This window comes from Pseudomonas sp. RIT-To-2, from assembly GCF_029623465.1.
GTDB classification, from domain to species: Bacteria; Pseudomonadota; Gammaproteobacteria; order Pseudomonadales; family Pseudomonadaceae; genus Aquipseudomonas; species Aquipseudomonas silvicola.
Map to the genome: position 1 here is coordinate 14819 of NZ_JAPYKM010000013.1, position 23541 is coordinate 38359.

Below are 23541 nucleotides of genomic sequence, written 5' to 3' on the forward strand. Positions count from 1 at the left end.
CTCCTATCTGTATCAGGCCTGCGCCGCGCGGGCGGCGGCGAAGGCGTCTGGGGTATTCAGGTTTTCAGTGCTCACGCCCTCGGCGCAGCGCTTGTTCAGGCCAGCCAGGACCTTGCCCGGGCCGCATTCGACCAGGCGTGGCGCACCCTGGGCGGCCAGGAACTGCACCGACTCGACCCAGCGAACCGGCTTGTACAGCTGTTCCAGCAGGTCGCGCTTGAGGGTGTCGAGGTCGGCCGGCACGGCGGCGCTGACGTTCTGCACCACCGGGATCTGCGGCACTTGCCAGTCGATGGCGTTGATGGATTCGGCGAACCGCTCGGCGGCGGGCTTCATCAGCGCGCAGTGCGACGGCACGCTGACCGGCAACGGCATGGCGCGCTTGGCACCAGCGGCCTTGCACAGCTCGATGGCGCGTTCCACGGCCGCTTTCGCGCCGGCGATCACCACCTGGCCAGGGGAGTTGAAGTTCACCGCGCTGACCACTTCGCCCTGGGCCGCTTCGGTGCAGGCATTGACCACCACGGCATCGTCCAGGCCCAGGATCGCCGCCATGGCGCCCTGGCCGGCCGGAACGGCCTCCTGCATCAGTTGACCGCGGCGCTCCACCAGCTTGACCGCGTCGCCCAGCGACAGGCAGCCAGCAGCCACCAACGCGCTGTACTCGCCCAAGCTGTGACCGGCGACGAAGGCCGGCTTTTCGCCGCCCTCGGCCAGCCACAGGCGCCACAGGGCCACCGAGGCGGCCAGGATGGCGGGCTGGGTCTTGTCAGTCTGATTGAGGCTTTCGACCGGACCTTCCTGGATCAACGCCCACAGGTCGTAACCCAGCGCGTCGGAAGCTTCCTTGAACGTTTCCAGCACAAGCGGGTACTGGGCGCCCAGCTCGGCGAGCATGCCCAGGGACTGGGAACCTTGCCCTGGAAAGACAAATGCGAGGGATGCAGACATTTAACAAGCCCTTAATGATCTTGTCGTCGGAGAATTGACGTGCAACCGAAGTTGAACGCAAGAAACTGACAGTTGGATGACAGATAGAACCGGGTGGTCACATTTAAGCACTCCTTGGCGGATCTGCCTAAAGCAACAGCTCCTCCAGCCGCCCATGCAAGCGCTGCGGAAGGTTTTCCTGAATCTCGACCAGCGCGCGGGAAATGGCACTCTGAAAGCCCTGAACCCCGGCAGATCCATGGCTTTTCACCACGATACCCTGCAACCCCAGAAAGCTTGCGCCGTTGTGCCGGGCAGGTGCCAGGTCAGCCTGCAGACGTTTGAGCAGCGGCAGCGCCAGCGCCCCCACGGCACGGGACATGAGGTTGTTCTTGAACAATGCCTCGATGCGCCCGCTGATCATGGTAGCCAGGCCTTCGCTGGACTTGAGCAGGATATTGCCGACAAAACCGTCGCACACCACCACGTCCGCTTCGCCGCGGTACAACCCATCGCCTTCGATGAAGCCGATGTAGTTCAAGCCCTTGGCGCCTTGAAGCAGGCTGGCCGCCAGCTTGACCTGCTGGTTGCCCTTGATGTCCTCGGTACCCACGTTCAACAGCGCCACGCGGGGGCGCACGACGCCCAGCGCCTGCGCCGCCACCGAGCCCATTACCGCGAACTGGAACAGGTTGTCGGCACTGCAATCGACGTTGGCGCCCAGGTCCAGCAACTGGCACGTGCCCACCTGGGTGGGGATGGCTGCCACCATGGCCGGCCGATCAATACCCGGCAGCGTCTTGAGCACATGGCGCGACAACGCCATCAGCGCACCGGTGTTGCCAGCACTGACACAGGCCTGAACCTTGCCATCACGCAACAGTTCCAGCGCCACACGCATGGAGGAATCCGGCTTGCCGCGCAACGCCTGGGAAGGCCGTTCATCCATGCCGATGACTTCACTGGCCGCGGCAATCTGCAGGCGCGAGCGATCCACACCGGGCTGGCTGGCAATCAGTTCTTCTAGAAGGAGTGGGTGACCGACGAGGGTCAGGTACAACGAGGGGGTAGCAGACAGGCAGGCGAGGCTGGCCTGGACAATGCTGCGGGGACCGAAGTCCCCGCCCATTGCGTCAATCGCGATGACTTGAGCGGACAAGGATTACTCGTCAGCGCCCTTGTCGATCACTTTACGGCCACGGTATACGCCTTCTGGCGATACGTGGTGACGCAGGTGTACTTCACCGGTGGTCTTTTCGACCGACAGGGTGCTAGCCGACAGGGCGTCGTGCGAACGGCGCATGTCACGGGCAGAGCGGGATTTTTTGTTCTGCTGAACAGCCATAATTGATTAACTCCTAAACGTTTGGGTCACGCTTTAACTGCGCCAATACACTGAACGGGTTGGACCGCGTTACCTCGTCCTCGCTCGGCTCGGGCTCATCTGTGCCCGCCGGCTGCTGGCATTCTTCCGGATGATGAGCAGGCACAATGGGCAAGGCGAGCAGAAGCTCCTCCTCGATCAATGCCTGCAGATCCAAAGGATCTTCGCCCAGTTCCAGCACGTCATAACCTTTCGGTAACGACTGGGTGTTCGCACCCTCCTTCACCACAGCGTAACTGCATTCGCTGTGGATCGGCAGGGTCACCAGCTCAAGACAACGCTGGCAAACCATCTTGACTTCGACGTCGAGATGGCTGTGTATAACCACTGCCTTTCGCTCGTCTCGTTCGAAAACGAATTTAGCCTGCACCGTACCGACGTTATCGGAAAGCGGGTCGCAGAGTCTCTCCAAATCGGATAATGGCAGCGAACCTTCTAGGGTTACGCCACGATCGGCCAATTTGCGCGGGTCAACGTGAGGTGGAATCGGGTCATTCAACATAGGCGCAGCATTCTAGGGACGACCCCCTCCCCTGTCAAAGGAAATTAGGTCTCAAGGCAATGATAGAATGACCGTTCATCTTCAGGAGACCGCCATGCAGCCCTTGCTACTCGCCTCAAGCTCGCCGTACCGCCGGGAATTGCTGGCCCGCCTGCACCTGCCGTTCATTTGCGCCTCGCCCGATATCGACGAAAGCCGCTTGCCGGACGAGCCCGCCGAAACCCTGGTCAAGCGCCTGGCCGAGCAGAAAGCCCAAGCGCTGGCATCCAGCCACCCGGGCCACCTCATCATAGGCTCCGACCAGGTGGCCGTATTGGGCGAACAGATCCTGGGCAAGCCGCACACCTTCGACAACGCCTGCACGCAACTGCTGGAAGCCAGCGGCACCAGCGTGACCTTCCTTACCGGGCTGGCCCTGCTCAACAGCGCCACAGGGCAGTGCCAGGTCGATTGCATCCCTTTTACCGTACACATGCGCGAGCTGGACCTGGCGACCATCCAGCGCTACCTGAGGGCCGAGCAGCCTTATGACTGTGCAGGCAGCTTCAAGGCAGAGGGGCTGGGCGTGAGCCTGTTTCAAAGCACTCACGGGCCGGACGCGACGAGCCTGGTGGGGCTGCCGTTGATTCGCCTGGTGGATATGCTGTTGCAGGAAGGGGTGCAGGTGCCCTGACACCCCAGCAAATGCAGGAACTCACCCCTGCGGGACCGGGCGAAGCTCGGCCCCACGCAAGCAACACCCAAGACCATTCGGTCAGCGCAAGGACGGGCCGTTGAAGCCCATGTAGATCGCCAGCTTCTCGGCCACGCTGGCCCCCAGCTTCTTGGAGAAGCGATCAAGGGCCGAGTCTTCGACAGTGAAGTCGACCAGTTCTTTCTCACCGACCACGTCACGCGCCACCGAGCTGGCGTTGCCCAGGCCATCGATCAAGCCCAGCGGCAGCGCCTGCTCACCGGACCAGATCAAGCCTGAGAACAGTTCCGGATGCTCCTTATCCTTCAAGCGGTCACCACGCCCCTGCTTGACCACACTGATGAACTGGTTGTGAGTGGTGTCCAGCACCCCCTGCCAGAACTTCGTCTCATCCGGCTTGGCCGGCTGGAAGGGATCAAGGAACGACTTGTGCTCACCCGACGTATACGCACGACGCTCCACGCCCAACTTGTCCATGGTGCCCACGAACCCGTACCCGGCCGCCGTGACCCCGATGGAGCCCACCAGGCTGGCCTTGTCGGCGTAAATCTGATCAGCGGCGCTGGCGATGTAGTAGGCGCCCGATGCACCCAGGTCACTGATCACCGCATACAGCTTGGTATCAGGATGCTCCTTGCGCAGGCGACGAATCTCATCGACCACGTAGCCAGCCTGCACGGGGCTACCGCCCGGGCTGTTGATGCGCAGCACCACGGCCTTGACCTTGGGGTCCTTGAAGGCCGCGCGCAGGCTGCCAATGATGTTGTCGGCGCTGGCGGCCTCCTGGTCGGCGATCATGCCGCGCACTTCGATCAGCGCCGTGTAGTGGTCACCGCGGGTCGCGCTCTTTTCCATGTCCATCAGGGGCGTGAACATGGCCAGGGCGAAGAACAGGTAAATGAAGGTCAGCAGCTTGAAGAAAATGCCCCAGCGCCGGGTGCGCCGGTGCTCGATCACATTGGCCTGGAGCGTGCGCTCCAGCAACTGCCAGCTTTTATCATCGCTGCGCTTTTCGGCGTCGGGCGCTTTCCATTCATCAGACATCGTTCAGCTCCCTTGGAAAAGTCAGGTCGTCGCGCCTGTCAGCCAGGCATGCAGTTCAGTGAAGCGTTCGATGGCCAGCACCGGCTCGTGCACCAGCAGAGCACCCAGCGGCATGGCGCCATAGCCCACGGCCACTGCGTCGATGCCGGCGTTGCGCGCCATCAGCAGGTCGAACGAGGCATCACCCACCATCAGCGCGCGCTCGCGCGGCACCTGGCAATGAGCAAGGATCTCCTCGAGCATCAGCGGGTGCGGCTTGCTGCGGGTTTCGTCAGCGGCACGGGTGATGTCGAAATACGCCTCCCACCCATGAGCCTTGAGCACCCGATCCAAGCCACGACGCGCCTTGCCCGTCGCTACCGCCAGGCGGTAACCGGCCGCCCGGAACGCGGCCAACGACTCTGCCACACCCGGAAACAGCGGCGAAGGCTCGCTGTCCATGGCCATGTAGCAGTCAGCATAGTGCTGGCGGAATTCCACCACCTGCGCGTCGCTGAGCTGCGGGTACAGGGTCAGGATGGCTTCCGGCAACGCCAGGCCAATGATGCCCTTGATGGCCTCGTCATCACGCTCCACATAACCGGCGGAGCGCGCCGCCACTTTCATGGCCTCGACAATCCGACCGATGGAATCGGCCAGAGTGCCGTCCCAGTCGAAGATCAGCAGGTCATAGTCAGGGTGCACTGGCGAGGCGCTCCACGGTCTTGGCCCACATGTCGTCCACGGGCGCTTCGAGCTTCAGCGCGCCGCCGTCGGGCAGCGGCACGGTCAACTGATAAGCGTGCAGGAACAGGCGCTTGCCGCCCAGCTCGCGAATCTCGCGGCTGAAATCCTCATCGCCGTACTTGCTGTCGCCGGCGATGCTGTGCCCGGCATGCAGGGCGTGCACGCGGATCTGATGGGTACGACCGGTGATCGGCCGCGCCTCGACCATGGTGGCGAAGTCGCCGAAGCGGCGCAGCACCTTGAACAGGGTCAGGGCCTCCTTGCCTTCTTCGTCGATCTCGACCATGCGCTCGCCCGAACGCAGGTTGCTCTTCTGCAACGGGGCGTTGACCTGCTTGCGCGCCGTGGCCCAATGGCCGCGCACCAGCGCCATGTAGCGCTTGTCCACGCCGTCGCCGCGCAGGGCAGCGTGCAGGTGGCGCAACATGCTGCGCTTCTTGGCGATCATCAGCAGGCCAGAGGTGTCGCGGTCAAGCCGGTGCACCAGCTCCAGCTCCTTGGCGTCGGGGCGCAACTGACGAAAGGCCTCGATGACCCCGTAGTTGAGGCCGCTGCCACCGTGCACGGCGATACCGGCGGGCTTGTTGATCACGATCAGCGCCTTGTCTTCGAAGACAATCGAAGCCTCCAGGCGCTGCAACAGCCCCTGGGCCAGCGGCACGGGCTCATCGCGCTCGGGCAGGCGCACAGGTGGAATACGGACGATGTCCCCGGCCTGCAGCTTGTATTCGGGCTTGATCCGCCCCTTGTTCACCCGCACTTCGCCCTTGCGAAGAATGCGGTAGACCAAGGTTTTGGGCACACCCTTGAGCGCGGTGATGAGGAAATTGTCGATGCGTTGGCCGGCATATTCCGGCGCAACCTCGAGCAGCTGGACGCCGGAGGTTGGAGGGGTTGTAGTCGTCATTTCCCCATGATAACAATTTTTTATGGATTTGAAGCACTTAATGATTGCTGCTATAGTCGCGAACGCCGCCAAAAGTGGCGGGCAAGCGGATATGCGGTAGTAGACCGGCCCTTGCCTACGCAATTCATGAGGACGCGAGGCCGTCCGACGGGGTTTTCGCTTGATTACGGGGTGGTATGCAACGTAACCGGCGCAGATGTGAGAAGACCGAGAGAAAGCCAAAAAGAGCGGTGTTTCTGCACTCATTTTCAGTTTTTTTTCGATGCCACTCCCATCCATCGCGGTCGTTGTCACTCGGTACCGGCGAATGCTTCGGAAACACAAAGCCTTAGCCATAAATGCGCAAGCGCCCTGTCGGCACTTGCGATAAATGCCAACCCGTTGCGGATTCAGCGCGCGGCAGCACCCGAATTATCAGGGATACGTGTAGGGTGGAGATGCACAATCGTCGGACCGTGTAGCACCGCGTCATGTCGAGAACTGCCACAGGCGCCTCACGACACGACAAGGGCTTGATCAAGACGCTTACGGGCGTCCACGCAGGACAATTGATTCCTCCTCCTGACTGAGTGCTTTTGACACCACAGCAAGCAGGAAGCGTCGTCGCGACTTCATCCCCGTTGGATGAACCTCGCTGGACACTGCAGTGGCCCCGCCACCGCTGACGCACCTGACACCGACCGTGAGAAGTCGTGTGTGCCGAACGCCGTTTCCGGCAGCCCGGAAACCGACGGTACTACATGAAAAGAATGCTGATTAACGCAACTCAACCCGAAGAGTTGCGTGTTGCCCTGGTAGACGGCCAGCGCCTCTACGACCTGGACATCGAGTCCGGTGCACGCGAGCAGAAGAAGGCCAATATCTACAAAGGCCGCATCACTCGCATCGAGCCGAGCCTGGAAGCCGCGTTCGTCGACTTCGGCTCCGAACGCCATGGCTTCCTGCCACTCAAAGAAATCTCCCGCGAATACTTCAAGAAATCCCCCGAAGGCCGCGTCAACATCAAGGACGTCCTGAGCGAAGGCCAGGAAGTCATCGTCCAGGTCGAGAAAGAAGAACGTGGCAACAAGGGCGCGGCCCTGACCACCTTCATCAGCCTGGCCGGCCGTTACCTGGTGCTGATGCCCAACAACCCGCGTGCCGGCGGCATCTCGCGCCGCATCGAAGGCGAAGAGCGCAACGAACTGCGTGAAGCGCTGAATGGCCTGGTGGCCCCGGCCGACATGGGCCTGATCGTTCGCACCGCCGGCCTGGGCCGCAGCAGCGAAGAAATGCAGTGGGACCTGGACTACCTCCTGCAACTGTGGACCGCGATCAAGGAAGCCTCCCTGGACCGTTCCGCGCCTTTCCTGATCTACCAGGAAAGCAACGTGATCATCCGCGCCATCCGCGACTACCTGCGCCAGGACATCGGCGAAGTGCTGATCGACAGCATCGAGGCCCAGGAAGAAGCCCTGACCTTCATCCGCCAGGTCATGCCGCAGTACGCCAGCAAGATCAAGCTGTACGAAGACAGCGTGCCGCTGTTCAACCGTTTCCAGATCGAAAGCCAGATCGAGACCGCCTTCCAGCGCGTGGTCGAACTGCCGTCCGGCGGCTCGATCGTGATCGACCCGACTGAAGCCCTGGTGTCCATCGACATCAACTCGGCGCGCGCCACCAAAGGCAGCGACATCGAGGAAACCGCCCTGCAGACCAACCTGGAAGCGGCCGAGGAAATCGCCCGCCAGCTGCGCTTGCGTGACATCGGCGGCCTGATCGTGATCGACTTCATCGACATGACCCCCGCCAAGAACCAGCGCGCCGTGGAAGAGAAAGTCCGCGAATGCCTGGAAGCCGACCGTGCCCGCGTGCAGATCGGCCGCATCTCGCGCTTCGGCCTGCTGGAAATGTCCCGTCAGCGCCTGCGCCCATCGCTGGGTGAAAGCAGCGGCATCGTCTGCCCACGCTGCAGCGGCACCGGCATCATCCGCGACGTGGAATCGCTGTCGCTGGCCATCCTGCGCCTGATCGAAGAAGAAGCCCTGAAGGACCGCACCGCCGAGGTCCGCGCCCAGGTGCCGATTCCGGTCGCCGCCTTCCTGCTGAACGAGAAGCGCAACTCGATCACCAAGATCGAACTGCGTACCCGTGCTCGCATCGTCATCCTGCCGAACGACCACCTGGAAACGCCGCATTTCGAAGTGCAGCGCCTGCGCGACGACAGCCCAGAAGCCCAGACCAACCAGTCGAGCTACGAGATCGCCGCGGCCGAAGCCGAGGAAGCTCAGCCAGTGGCCGCCACTCGCACCCTGGTTCGCCAGGAAGCAGCCGTGAAGACGGCCCCGGCCCGCGCCAACGCCCCGGTCCCGGTGGAAGTACCCGCAGCCCCGGTTGCCGCGCCTGCGCCTGCCCCGGTCGTGCCTGAGCCAAGCCTGTTCAAAGGCCTGGTGAAGTCGCTGGTCAGCCTGTTCGCCACCAAGGAAGAGCCTGTAGCGCCTGCCGTGGTCGAGAAGCCAGCCACCCCCGAGCGCCCACAGCGCAACGAGGAACGCCGCAACGGCCGCCAGCAGAGCCGCAGCCGCAACGGCCGTCGCGACGAAGAACGCAAGCCGCGCGAAGAGCGTGCGCCACGTGAAGAGCGCGCACCACGCGAAGCACGCGAGGAAGCACCGGCCGCCCGCGAGGAACGCGCCCCGCGCCCACCACGCGAGCCACGCGCCCCTCGTGAAGAGCGTCGCAGCCGTGAAGACCGCCCGGTTCGCGAACTGCGCGAGCCGCTGGACGCCGTGGCCCCGGCCGTACGCGAAGAACGCCCTGAGCGCGCGCCACGTGAGGAACGTGCACCGCGTGAAGAGCGTGCACCACGCGAAGAACGCGCCCCTCGTGAAGAACGCGCTCCGCGCGAAGAACGTGCCCCTCGTGAAGAACGCGCTCCACGCGAGGAACGCGCCCCTCGTGAAGAACGTGCGCCTCGTGAAGAACGCGCTCCCCGCGAAGAACGTGCCCCACGTGAGGAACGTGCTCCACGCGAACGCACCCTGCGCCCGGAAGTAGAGAACGAAGCGACTGAAGTAGCCGCGGCTGCCGACGAAGCGTTGCCAAATGAAGAGCTGTTGCAGGACGAGAACCACGAAGGCGCCGAAGGCGAACGCCCTCGTCGTCGCTCCCGCGGCCAGCGTCGTCGCAGCAACCGTCGTGAGCGTCAGCGTGATGCCAACGGCGACGTCGTGGAAGGCAGCGAAGAAGGTCAGGAAGAAGGCGCCGAGCCATCGACCACCGAACTGGCTGCCGGCTTGGCCGTCACCGCCGCTGTCGCCAGCACCGTGATCAGCGCACCGGCAGAAGCCCAGGCCGCTGCCCAGGCTGAACGTGCCAACGCCAGCGCCCAGGACGTCGCCCCTGCTGCTCCTGAAGCAGTGGACGCTCCGGCTGCCGAAGCCGCACCTGAAGCAGCAGAAGCCCCGGTTGCCGAAGCCGCACCTGCTCCTGCGCAAGAAGCCGCGCCAGCCGTTCACGCCGAAGTCGTCGCCGACGAGCCTGTGGTCGTGACCCCGGTGTTCGAAACCCCGGCCGCCGAAGCCCCGGTCGAAGTGACCCCGGTTGTAGAGGCCGCCCAGGTCGCCGAACCCGTGATCGAGCCATTGGTTGAAGCAGCCCCGGTAGTTGAAGCCCAACCAGAGCCTGAAGTGTTCGCCGCACCAGTGGTCGAGCAGCCTGCCCCGGTGTTTGAAGCGCCTGCGCCGAAAACCGTCGAGGAAGTCGCCGCCCCGGTGGTCGACATCCAGCCGCAGCCAGTGCCTGAGCCGGTCAAGGCCGAAAGCGTCGAAGCCGCCCCAGCCGCCGTGGTTGAAGCCGCCCCCGTGGCCGAAGCACCGGCCGCCGAGTCCGTGGTGCAAGCCCAGCCGGTTGTCGAAGCCAAGCCTGAAGAAGCGCCAGCCCCGGTTGCAGAAGCCCCTGCGGTCGCATTGACCAGCAACGGTCGCGCACCGAACGACCCGCGCGAAGTGCGTCGCCGCAAGCGCGAAGCTGAAGCCGCTGCAGCCGCAGCAGCCCAGGCCGCTGAAGCCGAACCGGTGGTTGAACACCAACCGCACGCAGTAGAAGAACAGCACGAGCACAAGCCGTTCGTCTGATCTTGAAGCAATGAAAAAGCCCCCGCTGCAGCGATGCAGCGGGGGCTTTTTTTTGCATCGCTTATGACCTCGTAGCAGCGGACCTGGCCGCGTCACCAACGCCGCGCAGCAGCAGGCAAACCGCATGCACCGCCGACGCGGCCGGGTCCGCTACTACAGGTCCTGGGGCAGGTCGATGTCGCGGTAGATGCCGGGGTCGTCCACGGGCACTTCGATGACGTGCGCGCCGGCGAAGAGGCGCCGGGCACCCTGGTCACCGGTCAGCGCCATCAAAGGCGCGGCGAAAGCCCGCCCGAAGGCGACGGGGTGGCCGTAGCCCTGGCCCGTCACCGGCACGCAAATACACTCATCATTGAGAAGAGAAAGCACCGCCCAACACGTCTGCGGCCGTATGAAGGGCATGTCGCCCAACACCACCAGCCAACCTGCCGCTTCGGGCATGAATGCCACGCCCGCCGCCAGGCTATCGCCCAGGCCAGGGGAATGGGCCAGGACAACGGTGAAACCATACTGACGGGCCAACGCGATAATTTCGTGGCGCTCAGGACGGGTGACCAGCAGCCGATGCGCTGACAGGCCTTCGAGGTTGCGCAATGTGTGCTCGAGCACCGGCCGCTCGACACCCTCAAGCCCTGCGCAGGGCGCCAGCAACTTCTGCTGCCCCGCCCCTGCCTGCGCCTGAAACCGCGCACCCAGCCCTGCTGCCAGCACCACCACGCACGGTTGCATGCCACCCCCTAGTAGAGATTGGGCTCCATCTCCAACTGCACGCCGAAGCGCGCGAAGATATCAGCCTGAATCCGTGTCGCCAGATCCTGCAACTGCTGACCAGTGGCGCTGCCATAGTTGACCAGCACCAGTGACTGCAGGCGATGCACCCCCGCATCACCTTCACGAAAACCCTTCCAGCCCGCCCGCTCGATCAACCAGCCAGCGGCCAGTTTCACCTGCCCATCGGCCTGTGGGTAAGCCACCAGGTCGGCGTGGTCGGCCTTGATCTGCTCGGCCAACGCAGCCGGCACCACCGGGTTCTTGAAGAAACTGCCGGCATTGCCCAGTTCGGCCGGGGCCGGCAGTTTTTCCCGACGGATGCTGCAAATGGCGGCACTGACGTCGCTGGGGGTAGGCTCGCTGATACCCTGCTCGGCCAGGCGTTGGCGCACCGGGCCGTAATCCAGGTGCAATTGAACTGCCCGGGCAAGCCTGAAACGCACCCGCAGGATCAACCAGCGGCCCGGTTCGCGCTTGAATAGACTGTCGCGGTAGCCGAACCCACACTGCGCCAAGTTGAAGTCGCGCAGCTCACCGCTCTGGCGGTCCAGCGCAGTCAGGCCAGCGAACACGTCCTTGATTTCAACGCCATACGCGCCAATGTTCTGCATGGGCGCGGCGCCGACCGTGCCAGGGATCAGGCTGAGGTTTTCCAGCCCCGCCAGCCCCATGGCCAATGTCTGCTGAACAAAGGGGTGCCAGGGCTCCCCCGCTTGGGCCTCGACCACCACCTGCAGGCCATCATCGCTCAATACCTGCACGCCGTGGCTGGCCATGCGCATGACCAGTGCATCCAGGTCACCGGTCAGCAGCAGGTTGCTGCCACCACCGATGGGCAACAGCGCGACCTGATGTTCGTGGGCCCAGGCCAGCGCCTGACGCACCTGCTCGTCACTCTCGACCTCGACGAACCAGCGTGCCTGGACGTCAATGCCAAAGGTGTTGAACGGCTTGAGCGATACCTGCTCACGGATGTGCAGGCTCATAGCCGCCCCTTCAATTCGTTGACCAGGCCTTCACAGGCTTGCTCGATCAGGTCCAGTACGTGTTCGAAACCCTGCTCGCCGCCGTAGTACGGGTCGGGCACCTCATCGACCGGGCCGTGGTAGCGGCGCAGGAACAAGTCCAGTTCAGCACGGCCGTTGGCAGGCTGCAGGCGCTTGAGGTTGCCCAGGTTGCTGTGGTCCATGGCCAGGATCAGGTCATAGCGGCTGAAGTCGGCGGCGCTGACCTGCTGGGCACGCTGGGCCGACAGGTCATACCCGCGCGCCAGTGCCGCACGGCGGGTACGGCCGTCCGGCGGCTTGCCCACGTGCCAGTCGCCGGTACCGGCCGAGGCCACTTCAATGCGCTCGGCAAGGCCGGCCTTGAGCAACTGATGGCGCAGTACGCCTTCGGCGGTGGGCGAGCGGCAGATATTGCCCAGGCACACGAACAGGACGCGCATCAGGCCTCCAGCAGGCGCCGAACGCGCTCCAGGTCATCGGGGGTGTCGACACCGGCAGGCGGGGCCTGGACCGCGTCGGCGACATGAATGCGTACGCCATGCCACAACGCCCGCAACTGCTCCAGGCGCTCGGTCTCTTCCAGCCAGCATGGCCCCCAGGCCACGAAGTCCTGGAGGAAGCCGGCACGGTAGGCATAGATGCCGATATGGCGCCGGAACGGCACACCCGCTGGCAGCGCGTCACGGTCGGCGGCGAACTGATCGCGAGCCCATGGCAGCGTGGCACGGCTGAAAGTCAGAGCCAGGCCGTTGATGTCGCTGACGACCTTGACCACGTTCGGGTTGAACAGGGAAACGACATCCTCGATGGGCTCGGCCAGGGTAGCCATGCCCGCTTCGGCGTGGGCCGCGAGGTTAGCCGCGACCTGGTCAATGACCACCGGGGGAATCAGCGGCTCGTCACCCTGCACGTTCACCACGATGGCATCGGCGGCCAGGCCCAGGGCCTGGGCGACTTCCGCCAGGCGGTCGGTGCCCGACTCGTGATCGGCACGGGTCAACAGCACCTCGGCGCCAAATGCCTGGCAAGCCTCGACGATGCGTGCATCGTCAGTGGCCACCACCACGCGCTGGGCGCTGCTCTTGCGCGCTTGCTCCCAGACGTGCTGAACCATGGGCTTGCCGGCAATCATCTGCAGGGGCTTGCCGGGCAAGCGCGTGGAGGAAAAACGCGCCGGGATGACAACCGTGAAAGCCTGGCTCATTTATCCAGACGCTCCTCGTCGGTCAGGGTGCGCGCTTCGCTTTCCAGCATCACCGGGATGCCGTCGCGGATCGGGTAGGCCAGGCCGGCGCCCTTGCTGATCAGCTCGGTCTTGTCCGCACTGAGTTTCAACGGGCCTTTGCAGATCGGGCAGGCGAGGATGTCGAGCAGTTTGGTGTCCATGATAGATCCTTGGCAAAAGGTGCAGCGTGAAGGCAATAGGGTCAGGTGCGCGCCAGCAGGCTCGGCAAGCGTGCGTCGAACCAGTCGACGAAGGCTGGCGAAGGCTGCGCGTCGACCGCCAGGTACCACCAGTCGTCACGGGCGAAAGCGCGGCATTTGACGGCGTCTTTCTCGGTCATGACCAGCGGCAGCGACGGTGTGAATGTCAGCGCCGCCAAACTGTAGTGGGCATGGTCGGCGAACGCGTGGGCCTGTGGCCGCCAGTGTAGCGCCTGGAGGGTGTTGAAGAAACGTTGGGGGTTGCCGATACCGGCCACCGCATGCATGGCCTGCCCTTCGGGAAAGAGGTCGAGGCCGCGGCGCTCGCCCGTGCGCACGTTGACCAGGGCCGTGGGCCGCAGGGCAAACGAGAAGCCATCGTCCCGGTCATCGGCAGCGCCGTTGAACAGCACCGCGTCCACGGACGCCAGGCGCTCGACAGGCTCGCGCAACGGCCCCGCCGGCAGGCAACGGCGGTTGCCCAGGCCACGGACGGCATCGATGAGCACCAATTCAAGGTCCCGCGCCAGGCGGTAATGTTGCAAGCCGTCGTCGGAAAAAATCAGGTCCAGCGGTTCAGCGGCGGTCAGGGCCTGTACCGCGCGGCTGCGGTCGGGATCGATCATCAGCGGCACGCCGGTACGCTGTACGATCAGCAGCGGCTCGTCGCCCGCCACGCTGGCGTCCTGGTCCGCCAGCACCCGCCACGGCAACTGCGGCGGCCTGGCGCCGTAGCCACGGCTGACCACGCCAACCTTGAGGCCCTGGCGCCGACAATGCTCGACCAGCCACAGGATGAGCGGGGTCTTGCCGGTGCCGCCGACAGTGATGTTGCCCACCACCACCAGTGGCACCGGGGAACGGTAGACGGTGCCCTGGCCGTGCACAAAGCGCTGACGCTTGTTCTGCACCACACGGCGGTACAGGCACTCCAGCGGGCGCAACAGCGCCAGGGCCGGGTGGCCGGTGTACCAGGCAGCCAGCAAGCGATCGGAGAAAGCCATCAGTTTGCGCCCTGCGCCTCGACGGTGGTCATGCTCAGGTGGCTGAAGCCCAGCTTGCCCGCGGCGTCCATGGCGGTGATGACAGCCTGGTGCGGGGTCTTGCCGTCGGCGCTGATGGACAGCGGCAACTTGGTGTCGCCGCCCGACTCGGCCTGCACGGCATCCATCAGCGTGCTCAGGTCACTCTTGGGCAGTAGCTTGTTGTTCACCGAATACACGCCATCGGCGCTGATGGCGATGTCGACGGTCTTGCCCGCATCCTGCTCGGGGCTGCCACTGACCGCCTCCGGCAAGTCGACGCGCAGCTGGGTCTGCTTGGTGAACGTGGTGGTGACCACGAAGAACAGCAGCAACACGAAGACCACGTCGATCAGCGACACCAGGTTGATGTCGATCTGCTCTCGCTGCTTGCGGCGGAACTTCACGCTTTGTCCTCGGCCAGATCGACTTCACGGTCGCCTTGTACCATTTCCACCAGCTTGATGGCTTCCTGCTCCATGCCCACCACCAACTCATCGATGCGGCGCTGCAGGAAACGGTGGAAGAACACCGCGGGAATGCCGACGATCAAGCCCGATGCCGTGGTGACCAGGGCCTTGGAGATACCGCCGGCCAGCACGGCAGGGTTGGTGGCCATGTTGGCGCCCATGAACGAACTGAAGATCTCGATCATGCCCAGCACCGTGCCCAGCAGGCCCAGCAGCGGTGCCATCGCAGCGATGGTGCCGAGGGTGCTGATGTAGCGCTCCATTTCGTGGATGACGCGGGCAGCAGCCTCTTCGATGCATTCCTTCATGATTTCACGGCCGTGGCGCGAGTTGGCCAGGCCGGCGGCGAGGATCTCGCCCAAGGGGGAATCGGCGCGCAGTTCCTTGAGCTTTTCCTTGTTCAATTGCTTGTCACGAATCCAGACCCACACCTGGCCGAGCAGGTGCGGCGGGGTCACACGGTTGGCACGCAAAGTCCACAGGCGCTCGGCGGTGATGCCCAGGGCAGCGATGGAACTCAGAATGATCGGCAACATCATCCAGCCGCCGGATTTGACCAATTCCCACACAGTAACGACCCCCTCGAAAAAGTCCGCCACTCTAACATAGGGGGGCAACGGGTCGTAGACCGTCATGTCGGATCACGCCAGAAGCGGCGCTGCTGACGCTCGCCGCGCACACCGTCGAAACGCCCCAGGCGCAGGTGCAGGGCCCCCTGCAGGGCGTTGTCGTGCACCTCCATGCCATTGGCTCGGTAACGCTGCACCACCTGCGGGTGCGGGTGGCCGAAGGTGTTGCCATGGCCACGGGAAATCAGCGCCCCGCGCGGGGCCATGGCGTCGAGCAGGCGCTGGGACGAAGAGGTGCGGCTGCCATGGTGAGGCGATTGCAACCAGTGCCCGCGCAGGTCCAGGCCACTGGCGACCAATGCACGCTCGGCGGCGGCGTCGATATCACCCCCCAGCAACAGGCGTTCGCCCTGGGCTTCCACCAGCAACACGCACGACGACGGGTTGCTGTCACGGGCCGCGGCCCAGCGCCACACGGTAAACCTCACGCCATCCCACTGCCACTGCCGACCGGACTCACACTGCAGCGCCTGCAGGCCGGGCGCCAACTGGTCGGCCTCGCCACCCCAGACGGCGGCGACCGGCAGCCCCCGTTGCACCGCCGCCGCGCCGCCTGCATGGTCCTGGTGGGCATGGCTGATCAGCATCAAGTCCAGGCGGCGCACGCCCATGGCCAGCAAGTTGGGCAGCACCACCCGCTCACCGGCATCGTGCCCAGGGGTGCGTGGGCCCGCGTCGTACAACACGGTGTGGTGCCGGGTTCTTACAACCACCGCCAGACCTTGACCGACATCCAGCTGGGTGACTTCGGCCTGCCCATGGGGCACGGGTGACAGCGGCGGCCAGGCGGCCAGCAGCACCAACGGCCACCCCAGCGGGCGCATCGGCAACCCGGCGGGCAACAGCAACAACAGGGCACCCACCAGCACCAGCACCCATAGCCAGAGCGACAAGCGCGCCGGCACCCACGCAGGCGCCTGCTGCGATAACCAGGCCAGCCCTTCGAACAACAGCGCCAGCAAGCCGCCCACCAGCCATAACAGCGACTCGCCCAGCCAAGGGACCGGTAACAGAACCGCCCCGAGCAAGGCCGCTGGCAACACGGCGATGCTCACCCACGGCACCGCCAGCAGATTGGCCAGCGGGCCGCTGAGGCTCACCGGCAAACCCAGGGCCAGCAATGCGGGCAACAGCCCCACCGCCATCAGCCACTGGGCCCGCGTCCAGGCCCGCCACCACCGCCACGCCCCCAGCCGCCCGGAGAACACCAGCATCAATACCCCGACGGCCGCGAACGATAGCCAGAAACCCGGCAGCAGGCTGACCAACGGGTTGGCCAGCAGCACCGCATTCAACGCCACCAGCCAGGGCAACCCCACCCCAAGATGACGGAAGCGCAGGCGCCACAACAGCACCAACCCCAGCATGATGCACGCCCGCTGCACTGGCACGCCGAAGCCGGCCAGGCCCCCATACCCGAGGGCGGCGCCGAACGCCAGTGCACACGCCCAAGGCAACCACGGCAAACGTGCCGGCCACAGTCCCAGGCGCGCCAGCCCCGCCACCAGCCCGTAAACAAGGCCCGCCAACAGGCCGATGTGGGTACCGGAAATCACCAGCAGATGCACGGTACCGGTGGCTTGCAGCACCGCCCATTGTTCACGGCTGATAGCCGAGCCGTCGCCCAGCACCAGCGCCACCAGCACGCCCTGATAACCCTGGGCATCCACCGCCAGCAACCGCTGGCGCAGGGTATCGCGCCAACTGCCCGGGGCCGTGCGCAGCAATTGACCGTCCTTCACGCTGCCGGTGGCACCAATGCCACGGGCCAGCATCCACGCCTCGGCGTCCATGCCGGCGGGGTTCACTACCCCTCTGGGGCGTTTGAGGGTCACGGCCAGGCGCCAGCGCTCACCGCGGCTGACGGCCGGGCCGTTGAACCAGGACAGACGCACGGTGCGGGGTAGCGCATGGCGCATGCTATCGATATCAGTCAGTTCGAAGCGCACCGATTGGCCCTGGTTGTCAGGCAACCCACCGACGCGCCCCTCGAGCCACACGGTACGGCCATCAAGGTCAGGCGACAGGCGGTCATCCAGCGCCCAGTGCCCCTGCACGCAGGCACACGCCAGCCCGAGCAGCACCAGCCCCGGCCGTCGGGCACGACGCCAGAACTGAAGCCCGACCGCCAAGGCAAACAGGCCCGCCAGCCATGGCCACGGGGGCAGCAGAGGCAAGAACCGCAGGGAGACCAGGCCAATGGCCAGCGCCAGCAACGCAGTGCGCATACACTCATCCTTGAGTTTTCCTGCACGCAGCATCAGGGCAAAACCCCAGGGGCGCCGCTAAATATTTGTCACAAAGTCTGAAACTGATTGTCAGGCAATCCGGGCATACTGCGGCCATCCTCTTCTGGCTTGCCTGCGAGAAACCTGCATGCCGCGCCGCTTTTTCCAACGCTACATGCCCGACCCTGAGCGCCTGCGCCGGCACACGTCGTTACGCGTTCTTGGCCGCCTGCTGCAGGACCCCTACCTCTGGCACCTGAACCGCCACGGGGTGTCACGGGCCATGGCGGTGGGGCTGTTCGCGGCATTCCTGCCTATCCCTTTGCAGATGCTGGTGTCGGCCGCACTGGCCACGCTGGTTCGCGGCAACCTGCCCATCGCCGTCAGCCTGGTCTGGCTGACCAATCCGCTGACCATGGCCCCCGTGTTTTTCGTCACATACCAGGTTGGGGCGTGGCTGATGGGCACCCCGCCGCGTGGCTTGCCTGACGACCTGACGTGGGAATGGCTGAGCGGGCAGTTTGCCACGCTGTGGCAGCCCTTCCTGCTAGGCTCGGTGGTGACGGGGCTGGTGATGGGCGCACTCGGCTATGTGGCGACCCAGGTCTATTGGCGCTGGTGGGTGATGCGCCAGTGGCGCAGCCGCAAGGCTCGCGGCTGCAAGCCGCCTTCGGACCTGTAGCAGCCGCGTCACGAACACCGCGCGGCATCAGGTACACCGCGGGTACCGCCGACGCGGCCTGAACCGACTGCTACACCTGTGGGAACTGGAGGGTCAGCTGCGCATGCCGCGGCCGCTGACCAGCAGCCGGGCACAGCCCACGTACAGCACCACGGTGGCGACCAGCATGAACGCCACGGCTACGCTGATGCGAATATCCGACACGCCGAGAATACCGTAGCGAAAGGCATTGACCATGTGCAGCACCGGGTTGGCCAGCGACACCGCCTGCCAGAACGGCGGCAGCAAGGTGATGGAGTAGAACACCCCACCCAGGTAGGTCAATGGCGTCAGCACGAAGGTGGGGATGATCGAAATGTCATCGAAGTTGCGCGCGAATACCGCGTTGATGAAGCCCAGCAGCGAGAAGATGGTTGCCGTCAGGATTACCACCAGCAAGGTGATGCCCAGGTGGTGCACCTGCAGATGGGTGAAGAACAACGACAGCAGGGTCACGATGACGCCCACCGCCAGGCCACGCAGCACGCCACCGACCACGTAGCCAGTGAGGATGATGTGGGGCGACACCGGTGACACCATCAACTCTTCGATGGAACGCTGGAACTTGCTACCGAAGAAGCTCGACACGACGTTGCCGTAGGCATTGGTGATCACTGACATCATGATCAGCCCGGGCACGATATATTCCATGTAGGTAAAGCCACCCATGTCACCGATCTGTCGGCCGATCAGGTTACCGAAGATGACGAAATACAGGACCATGGTAATGGCCGGGGGCAGCAGCGTCTGCGGCCAGATGCGCATGAAGCGCCGCACTTCGCGGTAGACGATGGTGTTGAGGGCGACCCAGTTGGCTTTCACTTCGAAACTCATTGAGCCACCTTCGCCAGGTTTTTTTCCACCAGGGACACGAACAGCTCCTCAAGACGGTTGGTTTTGTTGCGCAGGCTCAGCACCTCGATGTTCTGCAGGGCCAACTGGCCGAACAGTGCGGTGATGCCCACTTCCTTGTCCACCTGCACTTCCAGGGTGTGGCCGTCGACCAGCCGGCAGGGGTAGCCGTGCAGAACAGGTGCCTCGGCAAGGTTCGCCTTGAGGTCCAGCAGGAAGGTTTCCACATGCAAAGTGCCCAGCAGCTTGCGCATGCTGGTGTTCTCGACGATGGTGCCGTGGTCGATGATGCCGATGTTGCGGCACAGTTGCTCGGCTTCTTCCAGGTAATGGGTGGTGAGAATGATGGTGATGCCTTTCTGGTTGAGCTCGGTCAGAAAGGTCCACATCGAACGGCGCAGCTCGATGTCCACGCCTGCGGTCGGCTCATCGAGGATCAGCAGCCGCGGCTCATGAATCAACGCACGGGCGATCATCAGCCGACGCTTCATGCCACCTGACAGGGAGCGCGAAGGCACATCGCGCTTGTCCCACAGCCCCAACTGGGTCAGGTACTGCTCGGCACGCTCCTTGGCGATGCGCGGGGGGATACCGTAGTACCCGGCCTGGGTGACGACGATATCGAAGGTCTTCTCGAACTGGTTGAAGTTGAACTCCTGAGGCACTACACCGATGCAGCGCTTGAGCGCCGCCGGGTCGCGATCCAGGTCGTGGCCGAAGACATTCACCGTGCCCCCGGACTTGTTCACCAGGGTGGAGAGGATACCGATGGTGGTGGACTTGCCGGCCCCGTTGGGGCCCAGCAGGGCGAAGAAATCGCCTTCGGCCACGTCCAGATCAATGCCCTTCAGGGCCTGGAAACCGTTGCCGTAGGTCTTGGTCAGCTGCCGAATGGACAGAGCAGAACTCATAGATAAACCATGCACCGAAATAAGAAAGAAAGGGGACAGAAGCTTTAATAAAGACACCACGCGTACTTCCGAAGTGCGGTGGTTTTGACTAATGGTGCTAGCAAGAAGCGCACATGTACAGTGGTCCGTATCGATATTGCTTATCAGCCTGGGGCTAGCACCCGAACTCGCCTGCTCGCGCGGGGTCACTAATCTGAAGCTGCATCGCCCCATCATCATGGAGGACTGAATATGCTGTTGTTGTGGATCGTGGTTCTGGTCGTCGGCAGTGCCTGGCTGGCCCATCGTCGCGTAGCACCCCTGCCCGCCTTGGGCATTATCGCCGTGTACCTGTTGGCCATGGGCATCTTCAGCCATGCACCGGGCTGGCTGCTGGCCATTTTCTGGGTGCTGCTGATCGCCGGCACCCTTCCCCTGCTGCTGCCGGACCTGCGCCGCAAACTGTTCACTGCCCCGCTGTTCAACTGGTTCCAGCGCACCCTGCCGCCCATGTCCCAGACCGAACGCGAAGCCATCGACGCCGGCACCGTGTGGTGGGATGGCCAGCTGTTCAGCGGCCGCCCCGACTGGAACACCCTTCTGGCCTACCCCAAGGTGCAACTGACGGCAGAAGAACAGGCCTTCATCGACGGCCCCACCGAGGAACTGTGTGCCCTGGTCAGCGACTGGCAGATCGGCCAGGACATGGACCTGCCGCCCGAAGCCTGGGCGCATATAAAGGAGCACGGCTTCTTCGCCCTGATCATCCCCAAGGAATACGGTGGCAAGGGCTTCTCCGCCTACGCCCATTCTCAGGTGGCGATGAAATTGGCCACCCGCAGCGGCGACCTGGCCTCCACCGTCATGGTGCCCAACTCCCTGGGCCCGGCCGAACTGCTGCTGCACTACGGCACCGATGAACAGCGTAATCACTACCTGCCACGCCTGGCGCGCGGCGACGATATTCCCTGCTTCGCACTGACCGGGCCGCTGGCAGGCTCGGACGCCGGCGCCATGCCTGACACCGGCGTTATCTGCAAGGGCCAGTGGCAGGGCGAAGAAGTGATTGGCCTGCGCCTGAACTGGGAAAAACGCTATATCACCCTGGGGCCCGTCGCCACGCTGCTGGGCCTGGCCTTCAAGGCCCACGACCCTGACCACCTGTTGGGCGACGAGGAAGACCTGGGCATTACCCTGGCGCTGATCCCCACCGACACCCCCGGCGTGACGATCGGGCGCCGCCACCTGCCGCTGGGCGCCGCTTTCATGAACGGCCCCAACGCCGGCAAGGACGTGTTCATTCCGCTGGATTACCTGATCGGCGGCCAGGCCATGCTCGGCAAAGGCTGGATGATGCTGATGAACTGCCTGTCGGTAGGCCGCTCCATCTCCCTGCCCGCGGTAGGCACTGGCGCCGCCAAGTACACCAGCCTGGTCACCGGCCAGTACACCCAGGTGCGTGAGCAGTTCAACGTGCCACTGTCGGCATTCGAGGGCATCCAGGCCGCCATGGCGCGCATCGGCGGCAACGCCTGGCTGATGGACGCCGCGCGCATGCTCACCGCCAACGCCGTGGACCTGGGCGAGAAGCCTTCGGTGCTGTCGGCCATCCTCAAGTACCACCTGACCGAGCGCGGCCGCGAGTGCATCACCCACGCCATGGACGTACACGGTGGCAAGGGCATCATCATGGGCCCCAATAACTACCTGGGGCGCAGCTGGCAAGGCGCGCCGATCTTCATCACCGTGGAAGGCGCCAATATCCTTTCGCGCAACCTGATGATCTTCGGCCAGGGCGCTATCCGCTGCCACCCCTTCGTGCTCAAGGAGATGGCCTTGGCCAGCCGCGAGGACAAAGGCCAGGCGCTGGTGGAATTCGACGCCCTGCTGCTCAAGCACATCGGTTTCGCCATCAGCAATGCCGCCAGTACCTTCGTGCTCAACCTGGGCCTGGGCCATTTCGAACACGCCCCCGGCGACAGCCTCAGCCAAGGCTACTTCCGCGCCCTCAACCGCCAGGCCGCCGCTTTCGCGCTGCTGGCCGACCTGAGCATGATGTTGCTGGGGGGCGAGCTGAAACGTCGTGAACGCCTGTCGGCGCGCCTGGGCGATGTGCTCAGCAACCTGTACCTGGGCTCGGCGGCGCTCAAGCGCTACCACGACCTGAACTCGCCCGATTACCTGGAACCGCTGGTGCGCTGGGCCCTGGAAGAAAGCCTGGGCCAGGCGGAGCGAGCCCTGGACGAGTTGCTGAAAAATTTCCCGAGCCGCGTGCTGGGCTGCGCGCTGCGCGCACTGGTGTTTCCGTTTGGCCGCCGCCACACGGGCCCCTCCGACCGCCTGGACGCCGAAGTCGCTGCCGTGATTGGCCGCGCCAAAGGCGACCCAGCGCTGGAAGAACTGCTTGCCGGCTGCTACCGGCCGCAGGGCGAGGATGATCCAGTAGGGGCCCTGCAGGTGGCCAGCGACCTGCTCGCGGCCAGCCACCCGCTGCAGAAAAAGCTGCACACCGCCTACAAGGGTGGCCAGTTTACCCCAGCGCCGGAGCAAACCCTGATCGACGCGGCCCTGGAAGCCGGTGTATTGCAAGCGGGCGAAGCCGAGACCCTGCGTCAGGCCGAAGCGGCGCGGCGCAAGGTGATCGACGTGGACGACTTCGACAAGGAAGCCCTCAAACCCACCGAAGGCCGCACTCGGTGACGGGCGCTGCACACGCCGTAGCGCCCATCGGGCAATCGGCATGAGACACAACGCAACGGGCGCCGTATACTCCCGCGCCCGTTTTGCTCATGAGGACCCTCAACATGGCCACCCCTTACATCGACCACCAGCTTGTCCTGCTCGACCACCTGCGCGGCATCCTGGTCGCCCTGGGTGAAGCCGAACAGGTGCCCGACGAGAGCCATGCCCTGTTTCTGGAACGCTACGACGAATTGCGCCTGGAGTTGCCCATCGACCCGGTCAGCAGTGCCTACCTGGGCCAGGACCTGATGTGCCAGATCATCCAGCGCTACCCGCAGATCGCCCACCTGGTCCCGCGGGACCTGTTGTGGTTCTTCGGCGGCGACTGCCTGCACTTCATGCCTGATGAAGAAATCGATCTTTACCAGGCACTGGAAGAACGCCGCTTTGAAGCCGAAGAGAACGACGAACCGTTCGACTGGAATCAGGAAAAGCAGTTGATGGCGATGTCGCTGCAGGACAGCAACAAGCACTGATGCCTT

The 23541-nt window shown here is 64.3% G+C and carries 23 protein-coding genes; 5 read left to right on the top strand and 18 right to left on the bottom strand.

What is annotated here, in order from left to right:
- Window positions 1–12 precede the first annotated feature (12 nt).
- The 4 genes from fabD to QBK88_RS13710 all read right to left on the bottom strand — a co-directional run bounded on the left by fabD (window position 13) and on the right by QBK88_RS13710 (window position 2816).
- Window positions 13–951: an ACP S-malonyltransferase gene (fabD, locus tag QBK88_RS13695; RefSeq protein WP_277962421.1), complete on the bottom strand. Its 939-nt coding sequence runs from the start codon at window positions 949–951 to the stop codon at window positions 13–15.
- A 127-nt stretch (window positions 952–1078) separates the two neighbouring features.
- Complete coding sequence (plsX, locus tag QBK88_RS13700) at window positions 1079–2089, bottom strand: phosphate acyltransferase PlsX (RefSeq protein WP_277962422.1); 1011 nt, start codon at window positions 2087–2089, stop codon at window positions 1079–1081.
- A 3-nt stretch (window positions 2090–2092) separates the two neighbouring features.
- Window positions 2093–2275, bottom strand: coding sequence for a 50S ribosomal protein L32 (gene rpmF, locus QBK88_RS13705; RefSeq protein WP_008375086.1), 183 nt, complete (start codon window positions 2273–2275; stop codon window positions 2093–2095).
- A gap of 13 nt (window positions 2276–2288) precedes the next feature.
- A complete protein-coding gene (locus QBK88_RS13710) occupies window positions 2289–2816 on the bottom strand; it encodes a YceD family protein (RefSeq protein ID WP_268149671.1) in 528 nt (175 codons plus the stop codon).
- 94 nt (window positions 2817–2910) lie between these two features.
- On the opposite strand from QBK88_RS13710, the gene QBK88_RS13715 reads away from it, so the two are divergent.
- Window positions 2911–3489, top strand: a complete 579-nt coding sequence (locus QBK88_RS13715; protein WP_277962510.1) for a Maf family protein — start codon at window positions 2911–2913, stop codon at window positions 3487–3489.
- Between the two features lie 81 nt (window positions 3490–3570).
- Here the strand turns inward: QBK88_RS13715 and QBK88_RS13720 are convergent, their stop codons facing one another.
- The 3 genes from QBK88_RS13720 to rluC are packed head-to-tail and all read right to left on the bottom strand — an operon-like array spanning window position 3571 to window position 6187.
- On the bottom strand, window positions 3571–4554 hold the full coding sequence (locus QBK88_RS13720; RefSeq protein WP_277962423.1) for a S49 family peptidase: 984 nt from the start codon (window positions 4552–4554) through the stop codon (window positions 3571–3573).
- Between the two features lie 21 nt (window positions 4555–4575).
- Entirely contained in the window at window positions 4576–5238 is a 663-nt protein-coding gene (locus QBK88_RS13725) for an HAD-IA family hydrolase (RefSeq protein WP_277962424.1), read from the bottom strand.
- Entirely contained in the window at window positions 5228–6187 is a 960-nt protein-coding gene (gene rluC / locus QBK88_RS13730; protein ID WP_277962425.1) for a 23S rRNA pseudouridine(955/2504/2580) synthase RluC, read from the bottom strand. The genes QBK88_RS13725 and rluC overlap by 11 nt, the downstream gene beginning before the upstream one ends.
- A gap of 740 nt (window positions 6188–6927) precedes the next feature.
- On the opposite strand from rluC, the gene rne reads away from it, so the two are divergent.
- Window positions 6928–10302, top strand: coding sequence for a ribonuclease E (gene rne, locus QBK88_RS13735; protein ID WP_445764931.1), 3375 nt, complete (start codon window positions 6928–6930; stop codon window positions 10300–10302).
- 153 nt (window positions 10303–10455) lie between these two features.
- Here the strand turns inward: rne and QBK88_RS13740 are convergent, their stop codons facing one another.
- From QBK88_RS13740 to QBK88_RS13780, 9 genes are all read right to left on the bottom strand, one after another.
- Window positions 10456–11031, bottom strand: coding sequence for a nucleotidyltransferase family protein (locus QBK88_RS13740; RefSeq protein ID WP_277962427.1), 576 nt, complete (start codon window positions 11029–11031; stop codon window positions 10456–10458).
- Window positions 11032–11039: 8 nt separating this feature from the next.
- Window positions 11040–12059: a UDP-N-acetylmuramate dehydrogenase gene (gene murB, locus QBK88_RS13745; RefSeq protein WP_277962428.1), complete on the bottom strand. Its 1020-nt coding sequence runs from the start codon at window positions 12057–12059 to the stop codon at window positions 11040–11042.
- Window positions 12056–12520 carry a low molecular weight protein-tyrosine-phosphatase gene (locus tag QBK88_RS13750; RefSeq protein WP_277962429.1) on the bottom strand — a complete coding sequence of 155 codons (465 nt, stop codon included), beginning with the start codon at window positions 12518–12520 and terminating at the stop codon, window positions 12056–12058. The genes murB and QBK88_RS13750 overlap by 4 nt, the downstream gene beginning before the upstream one ends.
- Window positions 12520–13284 (bottom strand): 3-deoxy-manno-octulosonate cytidylyltransferase, encoded by a 765-nt coding sequence (kdsB, locus tag QBK88_RS13755; RefSeq protein WP_268149655.1) that lies wholly within the window; start codon window positions 13282–13284, stop codon window positions 12520–12522. The genes QBK88_RS13750 and kdsB overlap by 1 nt, the downstream gene beginning before the upstream one ends.
- On the bottom strand, window positions 13281–13466 hold the full coding sequence (locus QBK88_RS13760; protein WP_027977460.1) for a Trm112 family protein: 186 nt from the start codon (window positions 13464–13466) through the stop codon (window positions 13281–13283). Before QBK88_RS13760 ends, kdsB begins: the two co-directional genes overlap by 4 nt.
- A gap of 41 nt (window positions 13467–13507) precedes the next feature.
- Complete coding sequence (lpxK, locus tag QBK88_RS13765) at window positions 13508–14509, bottom strand: tetraacyldisaccharide 4'-kinase (protein WP_277962430.1); 1002 nt, start codon at window positions 14507–14509, stop codon at window positions 13508–13510.
- On the bottom strand, window positions 14509–14934 hold the full coding sequence (locus tag QBK88_RS13770) for a biopolymer transporter ExbD (RefSeq protein WP_277962431.1): 426 nt from the start codon (window positions 14932–14934) through the stop codon (window positions 14509–14511). The genes lpxK and QBK88_RS13770 overlap by 1 nt, the downstream gene beginning before the upstream one ends.
- A complete protein-coding gene (locus QBK88_RS13775; protein WP_277962511.1) occupies window positions 14931–15566 on the bottom strand; it encodes a MotA/TolQ/ExbB proton channel family protein in 636 nt (211 codons plus the stop codon). Before QBK88_RS13775 ends, QBK88_RS13770 begins: the two co-directional genes overlap by 4 nt.
- Window positions 15567–15628: 62 nt before the next feature.
- On the bottom strand, window positions 15629–17854 hold the full coding sequence (locus QBK88_RS13780) for a DNA internalization-related competence protein ComEC/Rec2 (RefSeq protein WP_277962432.1): 2226 nt from the start codon (window positions 17852–17854) through the stop codon (window positions 15629–15631).
- 148 nt (window positions 17855–18002) lie between these two features.
- On the opposite strand from QBK88_RS13780, the gene QBK88_RS13785 reads away from it, so the two are divergent.
- Entirely contained in the window at window positions 18003–18536 is a 534-nt protein-coding gene (locus QBK88_RS13785; RefSeq protein ID WP_277962433.1) for a DUF2062 domain-containing protein, read from the top strand.
- Between the two features lie 93 nt (window positions 18537–18629).
- Here the strand turns inward: QBK88_RS13785 and QBK88_RS13790 are convergent, their stop codons facing one another.
- Together QBK88_RS13790 and QBK88_RS13795 are read right to left on the bottom strand one after the other, a co-directional pair.
- A complete protein-coding gene (locus QBK88_RS13790) occupies window positions 18630–19409 on the bottom strand; it encodes an ABC transporter permease (protein WP_268149645.1) in 780 nt (259 codons plus the stop codon).
- Window positions 19406–20338 carry an ABC transporter ATP-binding protein gene (locus QBK88_RS13795; RefSeq protein ID WP_277962434.1) on the bottom strand — a complete coding sequence of 311 codons (933 nt, stop codon included), beginning with the start codon at window positions 20336–20338 and terminating at the stop codon, window positions 19406–19408. The genes QBK88_RS13790 and QBK88_RS13795 overlap by 4 nt, the downstream gene beginning before the upstream one ends.
- Before the next feature lie 231 nt (window positions 20339–20569).
- On the opposite strand from QBK88_RS13795, the gene QBK88_RS13800 reads away from it, so the two are divergent.
- Both QBK88_RS13800 and QBK88_RS13805 read left to right on the top strand, forming a co-directional pair.
- Complete coding sequence (locus QBK88_RS13800) at window positions 20570–23017, top strand: acyl-CoA dehydrogenase (RefSeq protein ID WP_277962435.1); 2448 nt, start codon at window positions 20570–20572, stop codon at window positions 23015–23017.
- A gap of 104 nt (window positions 23018–23121) precedes the next feature.
- Entirely contained in the window at window positions 23122–23535 is a 414-nt protein-coding gene (locus QBK88_RS13805; RefSeq protein ID WP_277962436.1) for a PA2817 family protein, read from the top strand.
- Window positions 23536–23541: the final 6 nt, after the last annotated feature.